Origin of the sequence: Actinoplanes sp. NPDC023714, assembly GCF_040639855.1 — a bacterium.
Lineage (GTDB): Bacteria > Actinomycetota > Actinomycetes > Mycobacteriales > Micromonosporaceae > Actinoplanes.
In genome coordinates, this window is record NZ_JBFAAR010000002.1 from 102,392 (window position 1) to 117,136 (window position 14,745).

Annotated in this window: 12 protein-coding genes; 9 read left to right on the forward strand and 3 right to left on the reverse strand. The window is 69.9% G+C overall.

Features of this window, described 5'->3' with window-relative positions:
* Positions 1 to 6 precede the first annotated feature (6 nt).
* The 3 genes from AB0G10_RS08240 to AB0G10_RS08250 all read left to right on the forward strand — a co-directional run bounded on the left by AB0G10_RS08240 (position 7) and on the right by AB0G10_RS08250 (position 3,160).
* Positions 7 to 351, forward strand: a complete 345-nt coding sequence (locus AB0G10_RS08240; RefSeq protein WP_360918075.1) for a UBP-type zinc finger domain-containing protein — start codon at positions 7 to 9, stop codon at positions 349 to 351.
* Between the two features lie 139 nt (positions 352 to 490).
* Positions 491 to 2,050 (forward strand): methyl-accepting chemotaxis protein, encoded by a 1,560-nt coding sequence (locus AB0G10_RS08245; RefSeq protein ID WP_360918076.1) that lies wholly within the window; start codon positions 491 to 493, stop codon positions 2,048 to 2,050.
* A gap of 81 nt (positions 2,051 to 2,131) precedes the next feature.
* On the forward strand, positions 2,132 to 3,160 hold the full coding sequence (locus tag AB0G10_RS08250; protein ID WP_360918077.1) for a diguanylate cyclase: 1,029 nt from the start codon (positions 2,132 to 2,134) through the stop codon (positions 3,158 to 3,160).
* On the opposite strand, the gene AB0G10_RS08255 is transcribed toward AB0G10_RS08250, so the two are convergent.
* Both AB0G10_RS08255 and AB0G10_RS08260 read right to left on the reverse strand, forming a co-directional pair.
* A complete protein-coding gene (locus AB0G10_RS08255; RefSeq protein WP_360918078.1) occupies positions 3,161 to 4,243 on the reverse strand; it encodes a CaiB/BaiF CoA-transferase family protein in 1,083 nt (360 codons plus the stop codon).
* Positions 4,233 to 5,399, reverse strand: coding sequence for an acyl-CoA dehydrogenase family protein (locus AB0G10_RS08260; RefSeq protein ID WP_360918079.1), 1,167 nt, complete (start codon positions 5,397 to 5,399; stop codon positions 4,233 to 4,235). The genes AB0G10_RS08255 and AB0G10_RS08260 overlap by 11 nt, the downstream gene beginning before the upstream one ends.
* A gap of 176 nt (positions 5,400 to 5,575) precedes the next feature.
* Here AB0G10_RS08260 and AB0G10_RS08265 point away from each other — a divergent pair, with 176 nt between their 5' ends.
* Together AB0G10_RS08265 and AB0G10_RS08270 are read left to right on the forward strand one after the other, a co-directional pair.
* Positions 5,576 to 6,178, forward strand: coding sequence for a TetR/AcrR family transcriptional regulator (locus AB0G10_RS08265; protein WP_360920646.1), 603 nt, complete (start codon positions 5,576 to 5,578; stop codon positions 6,176 to 6,178).
* Positions 6,179 to 6,859: 681 nt separating this feature from the next.
* Positions 6,860 to 8,719 carry an AMP-binding protein gene (locus AB0G10_RS08270; protein WP_360918080.1) on the forward strand — a complete coding sequence of 620 codons (1,860 nt, stop codon included), beginning with the start codon at positions 6,860 to 6,862 and terminating at the stop codon, positions 8,717 to 8,719.
* A gap of 52 nt (positions 8,720 to 8,771) precedes the next feature.
* On the opposite strand, the gene AB0G10_RS08275 is transcribed toward AB0G10_RS08270, so the two are convergent.
* On the reverse strand, positions 8,772 to 10,496 hold the full coding sequence (locus AB0G10_RS08275; protein ID WP_360918081.1) for a sulfatase: 1,725 nt from the start codon (positions 10,494 to 10,496) through the stop codon (positions 8,772 to 8,774).
* A 187-nt stretch (positions 10,497 to 10,683) separates the two neighbouring features.
* On the opposite strand from AB0G10_RS08275, the gene AB0G10_RS08280 reads away from it, so the two are divergent.
* The 4 genes from AB0G10_RS08280 (at position 10,684) to AB0G10_RS08295 (ending at position 14,695) form a co-directional block, all read left to right on the forward strand.
* On the forward strand, positions 10,684 to 11,694 hold the full coding sequence (locus AB0G10_RS08280) for an LLM class flavin-dependent oxidoreductase (protein ID WP_360918082.1): 1,011 nt from the start codon (positions 10,684 to 10,686) through the stop codon (positions 11,692 to 11,694).
* A complete protein-coding gene (locus AB0G10_RS08285; protein WP_360918083.1) occupies positions 11,687 to 12,985 on the forward strand; it encodes an NtaA/DmoA family FMN-dependent monooxygenase in 1,299 nt (432 codons plus the stop codon). Before AB0G10_RS08280 ends, AB0G10_RS08285 begins: the two co-directional genes overlap by 8 nt.
* Before the next feature lie 6 nt (positions 12,986 to 12,991).
* On the forward strand, positions 12,992 to 14,113 hold the full coding sequence (locus AB0G10_RS08290; RefSeq protein WP_360918084.1) for an LLM class flavin-dependent oxidoreductase: 1,122 nt from the start codon (positions 12,992 to 12,994) through the stop codon (positions 14,111 to 14,113).
* A gap of 120 nt (positions 14,114 to 14,233) precedes the next feature.
* Positions 14,234 to 14,695: a hypothetical protein gene (locus AB0G10_RS08295; RefSeq protein WP_360918085.1), complete on the forward strand. Its 462-nt coding sequence runs from the start codon at positions 14,234 to 14,236 to the stop codon at positions 14,693 to 14,695.
* Positions 14,696 to 14,745 lie beyond the last annotated feature (50 nt).

Consider the following 14,745-nt stretch of genomic DNA (forward strand, 5'->3'; position numbering starts at 1 on the left):
GCGGACGTGACTGCGCCGATTCAGACCGACGTCCCTCCCTCCGGCACCGGCTGCGCGGAGTGCCTCGAAACCGGCGGCTGGTGGTTCCACCTGCGCCGATGCGCCTCCTGCGGCCACGTCGGCTGCTGTGACACCTCGCCGTCGCAGCACGCCACCGCGCACTTCCGCAGCACCGGCCACCCGATCATCCAGTCCTTCGAGCCGGGCGAGGACTGGTATTGGGACTACGTGAAGGAGGAGGCCGGCAGCGGCCCCGAGCTGGCGCCGCCGACCAGCCGTCCCGCCGACCAGACCGTTCCTGGCCCCGCCGCGTCGGTTCCGGCGGATTGGCGAAACAAGATCCATCGCTGACGTAGGCTCGTTCCGGGCAAGCAGAGTCGTCCGGAAGCGGAAGATCTGCTTCCGGACTTCCAATCCGCTGAAACTTCAGTCCTCAGATGGATCCGTGCGCGGCCGATGGAACGTGCGTCGGACCACGGACGGAGGGCAGATGCGCGGCTTACAGAACATCGGCACGGCCAAACGGCTCAGTGCCATCGTCGCCACGGGCGCCATCGCGCTCGGTTCGATGGCGACGATCACCCTGCTGGGCCAGGACACCCTGGCGGACCAGGCCGAGGAGATCCGAAGCCTGGAGGCCGGCCTCGCCGCCCTCAACCACCTGAACAACCGGCAGAGCGAGCTCAAGGTCGACGCGTACCGGGCCGCGCTCGGACACGACGTCGCCGGCGACGCGAAGGACGACGTGCAGTCGGCGGTCGAGGCCGCGGACGCCGTGATCGCCTCCGGTCTGCCCGCCGACATCATCACCGAGTTCAACGGCTACCGGCCGGACTTCGAGGACTTCAACACCTTCATCACCGAGTTCGTGGCGGCCGGCGTGGCGAACCCGGCCTCGGTGGTGGACCGTACCGACGAGATCGCCGAGCGCAACGACACGACCGACAACGAGCTCGACGCGCTCACCGAGAAGGTCGAGGCCGACATCGTCGCCGGCAAGGCCGAGATGGAGAGCACCATCTCGTCGGTACGCACCACCGCGATCGTGGTGGCGCTCGCCGCCCTGGCGCTGCTCATCGGCCTGGCCGTCCCGATGGTCCGCTCGATCCTCGGCCCGATCCGCAAGCTCGGCCTCGTCATCGACGCCCTGGACCGCGGCGACCTGACCGTCCGCAGCGGCATCACGAGCCGCGACGAGCTGGGCACCATGGCCGCCGGCCTGGACCGCTCGCTCGACAAGGTGCGCGCCTCGATGGAGACCATCGCGGCCGACGCCGACAAGCTCGCCGCGGCGTCCACCGAGCTCGCCGCCGTCTCCGGCGAGATCGCCGGCGCGGTCGACAACACCGACCGGCAGAGCAGCTCGGCCACGATCGAGGCCGACGAGATCTCCCGCAACGTGCAGACCGTCGCGGCCGGCTCCGAGGAGATGGGCCTGTCGATCCGGGAGATCTCCCGCAACGCGGCCGACGCCGCACAGGTCGCCTCGATCGCCGTCTCCGAGGCCGCCAGCGCCTCCGAGGCCATCCGCAAGCTCGGCGAGTCCTCCGCCGAGATCGGCAACGTCATCAAGCTGATCACCTCGATCGCCGAGCAGACCAACCTGCTCGCGCTGAACGCCACCATCGAGGCCGCGCGCGCCGGCGACGCCGGCAAGGGCTTCGCGGTCGTCGCCTCCGAGGTCAAGGACCTGGCCCAGGAGACCGCCCGCGCGACCGAGGACATCGGCGCCCGGGTCACCGCGATCCAGCAGGACACCGGCGGCGCGGTCGAGGTCATCAACCGCATCTCCGAGGTCATCGCGCAGATCAACGACTTCCAGACCACCATCGCCTCCGCGGTGGAGGAGCAGACCGCCACGACCGGCGAGATGTCCCGGAGCATCGCCGAGGTGGCCGCCGGCTCCAGCCGGATCGCCGCGAACATCAGCGACGTCTCGTCCGCGAGCGCCCTGACGGTGAGCGGTGTGAACCAGACCCGCGAGGCGAGCGAGGAGGTCTCCCGGACCGCCGAGGAGCTGCGCAACCTGGTCGGCGCGTTCAAGTTCTGACGAGAAGCACCCCGAGGGGCCGGTCGCCGACGGCGACCGGCCTTCTCTCATGCCGGGGACGTTTCTGCCGATCAAAGGCTTATGCGTACGGTGGTGGACGACTCCCTCATGTCGCGCCGCCGCACGATCGAGCTCGCCGGCCTGGTCTCGCGCTCCATCGGGATCGCGAGCACGGCCTTCTACGGCAGCGGGCTCAGCCCCTACTCGCCGGCCGGCCTCGACGCCGGGGTGACGCTGGCCTGCTGGCTCGGCGTGGCGGTCATGTCGCTCTCCAACGTCCTCGGTCTCCTCGCCCGCCGCCGGCCCGGTTCCCGCTGGTACCCCTGGCTCAGCGCCACGCAGGTCACCCTCGACACCGCCACGATCACCGGGGTCGTGCTGATCTCGACGCTGCACTACCCGCAGGTGACCACCTGGCCGCTGCTGATGCTGACCGTCACGATCGGCGCGCTCCGGCACCGGCTCGCCGGCGCGCTGCTCGTCTGCCTGCTGACCTCGGCCGCGTTCATGGCGGGCGTCCCGGGGACGACCGACGACGTGTTCGTGGTGGGCATCAACCTGATGATCGCGGTGATCACCGGCACCCAGTCGTCGGCCTTCGCGAAGCAGCTCACCACGCTCCAGGAGACCCGCCGGGAGCTGCAGCACCAGGCCAACCACGATCCGCTGACCGGCCTGCCGAACCGATCCCAGCTGGCCTGCTGGGCGGCCGACCGTACCGGTTCCCCGCTGGCCGTCCTGCTGCTCGACCTCAACGGGTTCAAGAAGGTGAACGACACCTACGGGCACGCGGCCGGCGACGTGCTGCTGCACGAGATCGGCGCCCGGCTCGGCGCGGTGCTCGAGCCGGGCGACCTCGCCGGCCGGCTGGGCGGCGACGAGTTCCTGGTGCTGCTGCCCGACGCGGACAGCGCACGCTCGGCGCGGACGATAGCCCGGATCCGGGACGCCGTCTCCCGGCCGATCGCCATCGGCAACGGCCGCGAGGTCACGGTCGGGGTGAGCGTCGGTTTCGCCCTGCGCGCGGCCGGTTCCGACGTCACCCTCGACACGCTCACCGCCGAGGCGGACGCCGCGATGTACCGCGACAAGCGCAAGCTCGCCGCCTGATCACTCCCAACCGGCCAGGACGCCGGTCACGGTGGTCGTCTCGGGCGCGGTGGGAGCGCTTGCCGGGGTACGAGCGAAGCGGGGCGCCGGCGCGGGCTGGCGCACGCCGTCCACCTCGACGAACGTCCCGCGCGCCACGTTGTGCGGGTGATCCGGCGCCTCGGCCGGGGTCAGCACCGGCGCCACGCAGGCGTCCAGCCTCGCGAACACCGCGGCCCACTCGTCCCGGGTCCGGGTCGCGAACCGCTCGGTGAGGATCCGCCGCAGCTCCGGCCACCGCTCCCGGTCCATCTGGTCCGGCAGGTCCGCGTCACCGAGGTCGAGACCGGTGAGCAGCGCCGCGTAGAACTGCGGCTCGAGCGCGCCGACCGCGAGGAATCCGCCGTCCGACGCCCGGTAGGTGTCGTAGAACGGCGCGCCGCCGTCGAGCAGGTTCCCGCCCCGGCCGCCGCCCCACATCCCGCCCGCCATCATCCCGTGCAGGAACGTCATGAGCAGTGCGGATCCGTCCACCATCGCGGCGTCGACCACCTGGCCCACGCCGGACCGCTCCCGTTCGAGGAGCGCGGCGAGCACCCCGACGGCCAGCAGCATGCCACCGCCGGCGAAGTCGGCGAGCAGGTTGATCGGCGCGTGCGGGTTGGCGCCGGGCCGGCCCAGGGGCTCCAGCGCGCCGGCGAGGGCGAGGTAGTCGATGTCGTGTCCGGCGGCCGCCGCGAGGGGGCCCTGCTGGCCGAAACCGGTCATCCGCCCGTACACAAGCCTGGGGTTGATCTTGAAGAGCTCCTCCGGGCCGAAGCCGAGGCGCTCGGCCACGCCGGGACGGTAGCCCTCGATCAGGACGTCGGCCCTCCCGGCCAGGCGCAGGAGGTCGGTCCGGCCCTCCTCGCTCTTGAGATCCAGCGTGACGATGCTGCGGTTGCGCTGGAGCGGACCGCTCAGTCCGGTGCCGCCGGGGCGGTCGACCAGCACGACGTCGGCGCCCAGGTCGGCCAGCACCATGCAGCCGAACGGGCCGGGAGCGAGGCCGGCCAGCTCCACGACACGGATGCCGTTGAGCGGTCCTTTCCGGTCATAGGACACGCGCGATCAACTCCTTCATGATCTCGTTCGTGCCGCCGTAGATCTTCTGGACCCGGGCGTCCGCATACATCCGGGCGATCGGGTACTCGGTGGTGTAGCCGTAGCCGCCGAAGATCTGCAGGCAGCGGTCGACGATCTCGCACTGGCCCTCGGTGAGGTAGAGCTTCGCCATGGCCGCGGTCGCCACGTCCAGCTCACCACGCGTGTGCCGCTCGATCGCGTCGTCCAGGAAGATCCGGGACACCCGGGTACGCGTCGCGCACTCGGCGAGGACCATCCGGGTGTTCTGGTGGCCCAGCAGTGGCTTGCCGAAGGCGTGCCGCTCCTTCGCGTACGCCGTGGCCAGCGCGACCGCCCGCTGCATGGCAGCGACCGCTCCCACGCCGATGACCAGGCGTTCCTGGGGGAGCTGCTGCATCAGCTGGATGAAGCCCTGGTTCTCCTCGCCGCCGAGGAGGTTCGCCGCCGGCACGCGCATCTCGTCGAAGAACAGCTCGGCCGTGTCGTTGGCGTGCAGGCCGATCTTCTCGAGGCTGCGGCCGCGGGTGAACCCCGGCGTGCCGTCCTTCAGCTCGCAGATCAGCAGCGAGATGCCGTGCGCCTTGGCGGACTGATCGGTCTTCACGGCGAGGACCAATAAGTCCGCCAGATACCCATTGGTGATGAAGGTCTTCGACCCGCTCACCAGATAGTCCTCGCCGGTCCGGACCGCACGGGTCCGTATCGCCTGCACGTCGGAACCGCCGTCCGGCTCGGTCATCCCGATCGCGCCGATCAGCTCGCCGCTCACCAGGCCGGGCAGCCAGCGTTGTTTCTGCTCGTCCGTCCCGTAGTGAGCGAGATATCCCGTGACGATCCCGCTGTGCACCGCCAGGCCCAGGCTACCCTCGCCGGCCAGCGTCTGTTCGTGCAACAGCACCGCCTCGTGGGTGAAATCGCCGCCCCCGCCGCCGTACTGCTCCGGCACCGACAGGCCGAGCAGGCCGAGCTCGCCGGCGCGAAGGTAGTGCTCGCGATCGGGGTGGCCCTGCTTCTCCAGGCGGCCGGCGTGCGGCACGACCTCCTTCAGGAAGAACGTGCGGGCCAGCTCGGCGAGGTCATCGTGTTCCGGCTTGCGCCACGGCTCGGTGTAGCCGTCCAGTCCAGGCGTCGACATCGACCCACTGTCGATCGCTATTGGCGATGTGTCAATAAGTGGCGTATGAATTTCCGGGATTCATCTGGTCTGCTTCTGGATGCTTGATGGATCTTGAGACATTGATCTGTTCGAGGTCTGACTCGCGGCTATCGCGGATCGCGATGAATCGTGTGACGTAGGGTCACGGCGTGAGCATGGAGGCGACCCGCCGCCGGCGGATGGAACCGGACAGCCGCCGGGGGGAGATCCTGACGGTGGCTGTCCGGTTGTTCGGGCAGCGTCCGTATTCTGAGGTTTCTACGACGGATGTGGCGCGTGCGGCTGGGGTGGCGCGTGGGTTGGTGAACCACTATTTCGGGACAAAAAAGGATTTATACCTCGAAGTGGTGCGGGTGATGCTGACAGTGCCCGCCGTGGCCCTGGAGCAGGTCCGCCGGGACGATCCGCTCGAACGGCGCGTCGACACCATCGTCAGCTGGTTTCTCGACGTGGTGTCCCGGCACAGCACCTCCTGGCTGGCCGCCGTCAACGCCGGCGGCATAGCCGGTGATGCCGAAGTTGACGGAGTGATAGCCGAGGCCATCGATGTCGCCGCGGTGGGTGTGCTCGGTGCGGTGGGCCTCGGGGAGTCCCCGTCCGAGGCGTTGCGCGGCATGGCCCGGTCATATGTGGGGCTGGCGGTGTTCACGGGGCGCGAGTGGCTGCAGCGAGGCGTGTTGAGTCGCGAACAGGTCCACGCGCTGTTGAAGACGTCGTTGCTGGCGATGGTGGAAGAGGTGTTCCCCCAGGCGGTGTAGGACCACCCGGTCCGGGACCGTTCGGTCCGATTGCCGGACGGTGAGGTCCGAGCCGGTCGCCGGTTGTGGTGCGCCTGGTTCTTGCCGCGCCGGGTGGGCGGTTTTGGGGCGGGGATGGCCCACTCCGGGCGGTCAGGCTTGATCCCTGCGTGGTCCATCCCCGCCCCAAAACCTTGCCGGCTCAGCCTGGGTGCGGCGGCTCACTCTCCACAGGGGAGGCGCCCCCTCGCGGTGTGGTTGTCCGTTGTGGAGGCGTGCTCGGCGCGCCCGCGTGAGATCTCCATCGTGGGGGTCGGCTCGGGGCGCCCGCGTGACCCTCCGTCGTGGAGATCCGGTTCGGCTGCAGCGTATTGCTGCGACACGCCGTGGGTGACCGCAGCGCGCTGCAGCCGGATGTCGGCCGGCGGTGATCTCGTCTCTTCGGCTGCGCCCCGCCGCCGGCTCGCCCCACATGCCTGGGTCGGGGAGAAGCTCGCCCTGGATGCGCCCCTTTGGTCGGCTTGCTGCCCGGTCGGCTCGCACCCCGATGGATGAATCTGGCCTAGGTTCCTAGGACGCTCACGCTCGCGCTCGACCGCGCAGGCTTGCACGTTGCAGGAGGGTGCGACCTAGGTTCCTAGGATGCTTTAGAGCGGGTTATGTGGGGTGGACAACGGGGAGGGAGGGGCGCAGCGTCGGGGGATGGGTGCGTATGAGGAGGTCTATCGGCGGAGTCTGGCCGACCCGGCGGGATTCTGGCGGGCGGCGGCCGAGGGGATCGACTGGGAGCGGGCGCCGGACAGGATTCTGGACGACAGCGAGGCGCCGATCTTCCGGTGGTTTCCGGACGCGGAGTTGAACACCTGCTGGAACGCGGTCGATCGGCATGTGGCGGAGCGCGGGGATCAGGACGCGCTGATCTATGACAGTCCGGTGACCGGGGTGGTGCGGAAGTACACCTACCGTGAGCTGCGCGATCAGGTGGCGCTGTTCGCCGGGGCGCTGCTGCGGGCCGGGGTGGAGCGGGGGGATCGGGTCGTCGTCTACATGGCGATGGTGCCGGAAGCCGTCGTGGCGATGCTGGCCTGCGCGCGGATCGGGGCGGTGCACTCCGTTGTGTTCGGCGGGTTCGGGGCGAGTGAGCTCGCCAAGCGGATCGACGATGCGCGTCCGAAAGTGATCGTGGCGGCGAGCTGTGGGATCGAGGCCGGCCGGGTCGTGCCCTATCAGCCGATGCTCGACGCGGCCTGCGACGAGGCGACCCACAAGCCGGCTACCCGAATAATCCTCGAACGAGAGCAAATATCCGGAAAAATCGGGCGAAACGACTTGAGCTGGCACGACGCGATCCACCAAGCCGAACCCGCGGACTGCGTCCCCGTCAGCGCCACCGACCCGCTCTACATCCTCTACACGTCGGGGACGACCGGCCGCCCCAAAGGCGTGGTACGCGACAACGGCGGCCACGCGGTGGCGCTGCACTGGTCGATGGCGAACATCTTCACGATTGCACCGGGCGAGGTGTTCTGGGCGGCCTCCGACGTGGGGTGGGTGGTCGGTCACTCGTACATCGTCTATGCGCCTCTTCTGGCGGGCGCCACCACGATCCTGTACGAGGGCAAGCCGGTCGGCACCCCCGATGCCGGCGCGTTCTGGCGGGTGGCCGAGCGGCATCGGGTGTCGGTCATGTTCACGGCGCCGACGGCGATCCGGGCGATCCGGCGGGAGGATCCGGACGGCAGGCTCGCGGCGGGGCGGGATCTCGGCGCGTTGCGGTTGCTGTTCCTGGCGGGGGAGCGGCTCGACACCCCGACCTACGAGTGGGCCGGCGAGCTGTTGGGAATCCCGGTGGTGGACAACTGGTGGCAGACCGAGACGGGCTGGCCGATCGCGGCGAGTCCGCGGGGGATCGAGGCGTTGCCGACCCGGCCGGGGTCGCCGTCGGTGCCGATGCCGGGCTATCGGGTGCGGGTGGTGGACGAGGCCGGCAACGACGTGCCGCCGGGCACCGAGGGCGCGATCGTGCTCGGGTTGCCGCTGCCGCCGGGGTGCCTGCCGACGCTCTGGGGCGACGACGAGCGCTACGTCCGGTCCTATCTGTCGCGTTTCCAGGGCAACTATCTGACCGGAGACGGCGGTTCTCTCGATCAAGACCATTATCTGTACGTGTCCGGCCGCACCGACGACGTGATCAACGTGGCGGGGCACCGGCTGTCCACGGGGTCGATGGAGGAGGCGCTCGCCGCCCATCCGTCGGTCGCCGAGTGCGCCGTCATCGGCGTGGCCGACCCGTTGAAGGGGCAGGTGCCGCGCGGGCTCGTGGTGCTCAGGGCGGGGGCGGCCGCCGACCCGGCGGAGCTGGTGGCGTGGGTGCGGGAGCGGATCGGGGCGGTCGCCTCGCTGCGCCGCATCGACGTGGTGGCGGCGCTGCCGAAGACGCGGTCCGGGAAGATCCTGCGCGGCACCATGCGCGGGATCGCCGGCGGTGAGGACGCGCCGGTGCCGTCGACGATCGAGAACCCGGACGTCCTCGAGGCGCTGAGAACGATCCTGAAGCCGTGAGGGGCGGTGTGCGGCGCCGGCCTTGACCGGGGATCCGGCGCCGCACACCGGGTCAGTGGCCGCCCGGCCCGTACGCGGTCAGGAACCGGTCGCGGAAGGCGTTCATCGGCCAGACCGGCGCGTCGGTGGCCGGCTTGAGGCCGTCGGTCCAGCCCCACGACGAGATCTTGTCGAGTACCGCGGGGTCCTTCGCGACCACGGTGATCGGCACGTCGTGGCTGGCGTTCTCGCCGGAGACCACCTTGGACGGCTGGTGGTCGCCGAGGAAGACCAGGACCAGGTCGTCGTTCCCGTACTTCTGCACCCAGTCGATCAGCGTGGTGAGCGTGTACTGGATCGACTTGCCGTACTCGGCGCGCACCCGGGAGGTGCTTCCCCAGATGTCCGCCTTCTTCGGCGCCTCGGCGGCGATGCCGGAGTAGACCGACCCGTCGCCGACCGCGTTCCAGTCCAGGAAGGTCGGGATCGGCGCCCACGGCGTGTGGCTGGAGACCAGCGGCATCTCCACCATGAGCGGCTGCCGGCCGGCCTTGCCGTACTCGACCTCGGTGAACTTCTTCAGCGTGTACTGGTCGGGCATCGGCGCCCAGCTGAACTTCGGCCCCTGGTAGCCGAGGTTGCGGCTGTCCCAGACCCGGTTGTAGCCGTAGAACTTCCCCTCGGGCCAGGCCCGGGTGGCGCCCGGCATGACGCTCACGGTGTCCCATCGGGCGCGCTTGAACGCGCTCGTGATGGTGAGCCGGTCGCTCGCGGTCAGCGTGCGGTACCGGCTCTGGTTGTTGATCCAGAGCCCGGAGAGCAGCGTGGAGTGGGCCAGCCAGCTGTTGCCGCCGAAGGTGGGTGAGGTGAGCCAGCCGCTGCGGGCCGCGAACCCGGCCTGGGTGAGCTGCGCCGTGCCCTTGTCGAGGACGGCGTCGACGCCGGGCGCGAGCTCGGGGGCCTCGACCGCGTTGCGGCCGTAGCTCTCCACGAATGTGAAGATCACGTCCTTGCCGGCCAGCCCGGTGAGCAGCTGGTCGCCCGGGGTGTCCTGGAACGGGTCGTTCGCGATCTCCTTGCCGAACTCGGCGCTGTTCGCGATGCCGGCCTTCGCCTGCCGGGCGCGGTCGTAGGCGTAGGTGACCGTGCTGCGGGCCGCGATCGGGATCTTCGGGACCACCTGGACGCCGACCAGGAGGGCGGCGAGCCAGGCGGCGGCGATGCCGCCGGCGGTGTACGCCGACACGCGGCGGTGCCGGCCGATCAGGTCGGTGACCCGCAGCACCGCCCAGACGAGCAGGGCGATCACGGCGACGGCTCCCAGCGCACCCCCGACGGCGGCGGCGTAGGCCGAGGCCTGGCCGTAGGAGTCGCGGATGAAGCCGTACGTGTCGTCGAAGAGGATCCAGTCGAGGACCGGGTCGAACGGCCGGTTGAGGATTTCGAACCAGCCCATGTCCAGCGACTTCTCGATGATCAGCCAGCCGAGGGCGGCGCCCGCGATCGCGGCGAGGACGCGCCGGGGCCGGCGGGGCAGCAGGATGAGCAGGCCGATCCCGATCGCCGCCTCGATCGGGATGCGGGCGAAGCCGCCGACGGTGAGCCGCTTGAGCACGTTCGGGTAGACCAGCGCGGCGAAGACGACGATGCAGGCGAGAACGGTCAGGGCCAGCTGGAACCGCGGGTGCGCGACGGTCCGGCGTACGCGTCCCGGCTCTTTCGGCGGCGCGACCGGGGTCTCCTCCTCGGTGGTCTCCTGCGAGGTGTCCTGCGGATCGGCGAGTTCTGTCTGCTGCACGACCAAGGGAACGGACGGCCGGCCGAGATGGTTCATCAGCGGCGCCTAATCGGCCGCTAAACATCACTAAAGCTTGTGCATTTCCTACAGAAGCTACTTGTGCATTTCCTACAGAGGCTATAGGAATGGTGGAGCGCACGACTACACGCGCACGCTGCTCGCCGCCGTGCGCAACTGGAGGTACCGCATGAGTTTGCAGCTGGCCGTGGCCCTGGACTCCCCGTCGTTCGACGCCGGGGACTGGGTGACCTGGGCCCGGCAGGCGGACGACGCCCGCCTCGACTTCCTGACGATCGAGGACTCGTTCGGCCGGCACGGGCCGGACGCGGTGCTCACGGCGGCCCGGATCGCTCCGGTGACCCGGCACGTCGGGCTGATCCCGGTCGCCACCACGACGCACACCGAGCCGTTCCACCTGTCCACGGCGATCGCGTCGCTCGACTACGCGAGCAGGGGGCGGGCCGGCTGGCAGGTGCGGGTGTCGGCGGAGCCGGGGGAGGCGTCGCTGCTCGGGCGCCGAGAGCCGCTGCCGGTGGACGCGCTGTTCGAGGAGGCCGGGGACGCCGTCGAGGTGGTGCGCCGGCTCTGGGACAGCTGGGAGGACGACGCGATCATCAAGGACGTGCCGACCGGCCGGTTCATTGACCGGGAGAAGCTGCACTACATCGCGTTCGACGGGAAGTACTTCTCGGTGAAGGGGCCGTCGATCGTCCCGCGGCCGCCGCAGGGGCAGCCGGTGGTGGCCGCGCTCGCCCACAGCGCCCCGGTATGGGAGTTCGCGGGCCGTTCCGCCGACCTGGTCTTCATCACGCCGTCCGACGCCGACGACGCCGCGAAGATCAAGGCGAGGCTGGACCCGGCACTCAAGGTCTTCGCCGATCTCGTCGTCTTCCTGGATGAGCGGGACACCGACGCGATCCAGCGCCGGGGGTCGGCGACCTCGGACGCGGCCGTGTTCGCGGGAACCGCCGCCCAGCTGGCCGACCTGCTCGGCCGGTGGTCGGGGTCGGGGATCGACGGGGTGCGGTTGCGGCCCGCGGAGATCACCCGCGATCTCCGACACATCACCGAACATCTGGTACCCGAGCTGCGGCAGCGCGGGCTCTTCCGGCCCTCGGCCGCGACCACCCTCCGCGAACGGCTCGGACTGCCGGTCGCGATCAACCGTTACTCCGCCCAGGGGGCCGTCCGTGCCTAGGCAGATCATCCTGGCCGCCCACTTCCCGGGCGTGAACAACACGACCGTCTGGAGCGATCCCCGCGCCGGCAGCCAGATCGCGTTCGACTCCTTCGAGTACCTCGCGAAGACCGCCGAGCGGGGCAGGTTCGACTTCTTCTTCCTGGCCGAAGGGCTGCGGCTGCGCGAGCAGCGCGGGCTCATCCACGACCTGGACGTGGTGGGGCGGCCGGACACGCTGACCGTGCTCACCGCCCTCGCCGCGGTGACCGAGCACCTGGGTCTCGCCGGGACGCTGAACGCTACCTACCACGAGCCCTACGAGCTGGCCCGGCAGCTGGCGACGCTCGACCACCTGTCCGGCGGGCGGGCCGCGTGGAACGTGGTGACCTCGCCGGGGGCGTTCTTCGGCGAGAACTTCCGGCGCGGCGGATTCCTCGCCCATGAGGACCGCTATGTGCGGGCGGCCGAGTTCATCCGGGCGGCGCGGGCGCTGTGGGATACCGATGGTGGCGAATTCGCCATCAGGTCCTCGCAGTTCGACATCTCCGGGCGCTTCGGTGTCCCGCGCAGCCCGCAGGGGCATCCGGTCGTTCTCCAGGCCGGCGATTCGGACGGTGGCCGCGAACTCGCCGCGCAGCACGCCGACGCGATCTTCTCCCGGCATCATCGGCTGGAGGACGCGCGGATCTTCTATCGGGACGTGAAGGATCGGCTGTCTCGTCATGGGCGCGCCGAGGACGACCTGAAAATCATTCCGGGCGTCTCCTACGTGCTCGGCGACAGCGACGCCGACGCCCAGGAGAAGGCGCACCACATCCGCCGCCAGCAGGTGAGCCCGCAGACCGCGATCCTGCTCCTGGAGCAGTTGTGGAACACGGACCTGTCCGGGTACGACGCCGACGGGCCGCTGCCTTCCTTCGAGCCGGTCCTCGACGAGGACGACACGATCATCAAGGGCCGGGCCGGCATGTATCCGGACCGGCTGGCCACCGCGGCCGAGTGGCGGGCGCTCGCCGAGGCCAAGAAGCTCTCGATCCGCGACCTGATCATCGAGGTGACCGGCCGGCAGAACTTCATCGGCACCGCGGACCGGGTCGCCTCCCAGCTGAACGAGTACGTCCAGACCGGCGCCTGCGACGGCTTCATCCTGGTTCCGCACCTGACGCCGACCGGCCTCGACGACTTCGTGGACCAGGTGGTCCCGCTGCTCCAGGAACGGGGCGTCTTCCGGACCGAGTATTCCGACGGCGGCACGCTGCGGCAGAACCTGGGGCTGTCGCCCGTGTCACGCCGACTGAAAGGGCGGTGAGCCACCATGTCCGTACCCCTCTCCATCCTCGATCTGTCGCCGCTCGTCTCCGGCGAGACCTCGCCGCGGCCCGCCCTGCTCCGGACCCTCGACCTGGCCCGGCAGGCCGAGCAGTTCGGCTACCACCGCTACTGGGTGGCCGAGCACCACTTCACGCCCGGTGTCGCGAGCTCGCAGCCGGCGTTGCTGCTCGGCCAGATCGCCGCGGTCACCGACCACATCCGGCTCGGTTCCGGCGCGGTGCAGACCGGCCACCAGACGGCGCTCACCATCGTCGAACAGTTCGGCCTGCTCGACGCGCTGCATCCCGGCCGTCTCGACCTCGGCATCGGCCGGTCCGGCCAGGCCAAGACCGAGGTGTTGCGCGAACAGCGGAAGCACGCCGCACCGCAGGAGGAGCGCGTCGTCGACGGCCTGCTCATCCCGAAGCCGTTCTCCTGGGCGCCGATCTTCGCTTCGAAGCGCACCGCCCTCGCCTCCAGCCTGCTCAGCCAACCCGGCGCCGAGCCGCTCGGCCTCGCCGAGATCCTCGACCAGATCGAGGCCCTGCTGGCCGGCCCGGTCGGTGACGGCGACGGCAACGAGGTGGTGGCGGTGCCCGGCGCCGGCGCCGACCTGCAACTCTGGCTGCTCGGTTCCAGCGGCGGCGAGTCCGCCCGCACGGCCGGCGCGCGAGGCCTCCCCTTCGCCGCGAACTACCACGTCGCCCCGGCGAAGGTCCTCGAGGCCGCCGAGGCGTACCGGGAAAGCTTTGTGCCCTCGCCCTCCCTCAGCGCGCCGCGCCTGATGGTCTCGGCCGACGTCCTGGTCGCGGAGGACGACGAGACGGCGAGGCGCCTGGCGGCGCCGTTCGCCCTGTGGGTGCACAGCATCCGGACCGGGTTCGGCGCGGTGCCGTTCCCCAGCATCGAGGAGGCCCAAGGGTACGAGTGGACCGACGAGTCGAGAGCCCTGGTCAAGGACCGGGTGGACACCCGATTCGTAGGCTCCCCCCGAACAGTCGCCGACAAGCTGCGAACCCTGCAGCGCGTAACCGGAGCCGACGAACTCCTCATCACGACGATCGCCCACGACCACACCGACCGCGTCCGCTCCTACGAACTCCTCGCGAAGGAGTGGCACAGCTGACCCGACGCCCACCGCTGTGACGAATGCCGACCTGATCGCGATGCAGCGCGCCGTTCAGCGCAGCTCGCATGCAAGAGGCTCTGGCGATGGCCCGATCCAGTTCCGGTATAAGTACTGATCGTGGACGTCACCTCATTCGACATGCGCTGGGAGATCGTCGGTTCCGGCTGGGCCAAGCTGACCTGGATCGCTGACGACGACGAGCTGCAAGTGATCACGTCCTACACCGGCCACGGGCTTCAGAGCCTCCTTCGGACCGCAGTCGATCTGCACCTCGGATCCGCGTCGTCGCTCGCCTGGCTGTCCGACGAGCCCCATGCCCATGTCTTCGTCTTCACCGGCGCTGCCGAACATGTCTACGTCCAGATCCTTCGCGTGCCTGACGAGTATGCGGAGGACCCATGGATAGGCGCGAAGCGCCGATGGGCTGCCCGGATTCCGGTCCACGCCTTCCTTACCGCCGCGGCGAATATGGCCCAAGCAGTGCTCGATCAGTACGGCGAGACCGGCTACAAACAGGCGTGGCGAAACATGTCGTTCCCAAGCCAAGAACTGGCCGTGCTACGGAGCAAACGCCCATAGACGCTCCTTGCGCTCAACCGCGCGGCCGACTTCACCATTCTCGCGCCAGG

Coding starts and splice junctions, on each gene's coding strand:
- AB0G10_RS08260 (WP_360918079.1), bottom strand. CDS start 5,399: ATGTCGACGCCTGGACTGGACGGCTACACCGAGCCGTGGCGCAAGCCG.
- AB0G10_RS08270 (WP_360918080.1), top strand. CDS start 6,860: ATGGGTGCGTATGAGGAGGTCTATCGGCGGAGTCTGGCCGACCCGGCG.
- AB0G10_RS08245 (WP_360918076.1), top strand. CDS start 491: ATGCGCGGCTTACAGAACATCGGCACGGCCAAACGGCTCAGTGCCATC.
- AB0G10_RS08280 (WP_360918082.1), top strand. CDS start 10,684: ATGAGTTTGCAGCTGGCCGTGGCCCTGGACTCCCCGTCGTTCGACGCC.
- AB0G10_RS08265 (WP_360920646.1), top strand. CDS start 5,576: ATGGAGGCGACCCGCCGCCGGCGGATGGAACCGGACAGCCGCCGGGGG.
- AB0G10_RS08250 (WP_360918077.1), top strand. CDS start 2,132: ATGCGTACGGTGGTGGACGACTCCCTCATGTCGCGCCGCCGCACGATC.
- AB0G10_RS08290 (WP_360918084.1), top strand. CDS start 12,992: ATGTCCGTACCCCTCTCCATCCTCGATCTGTCGCCGCTCGTCTCCGGC.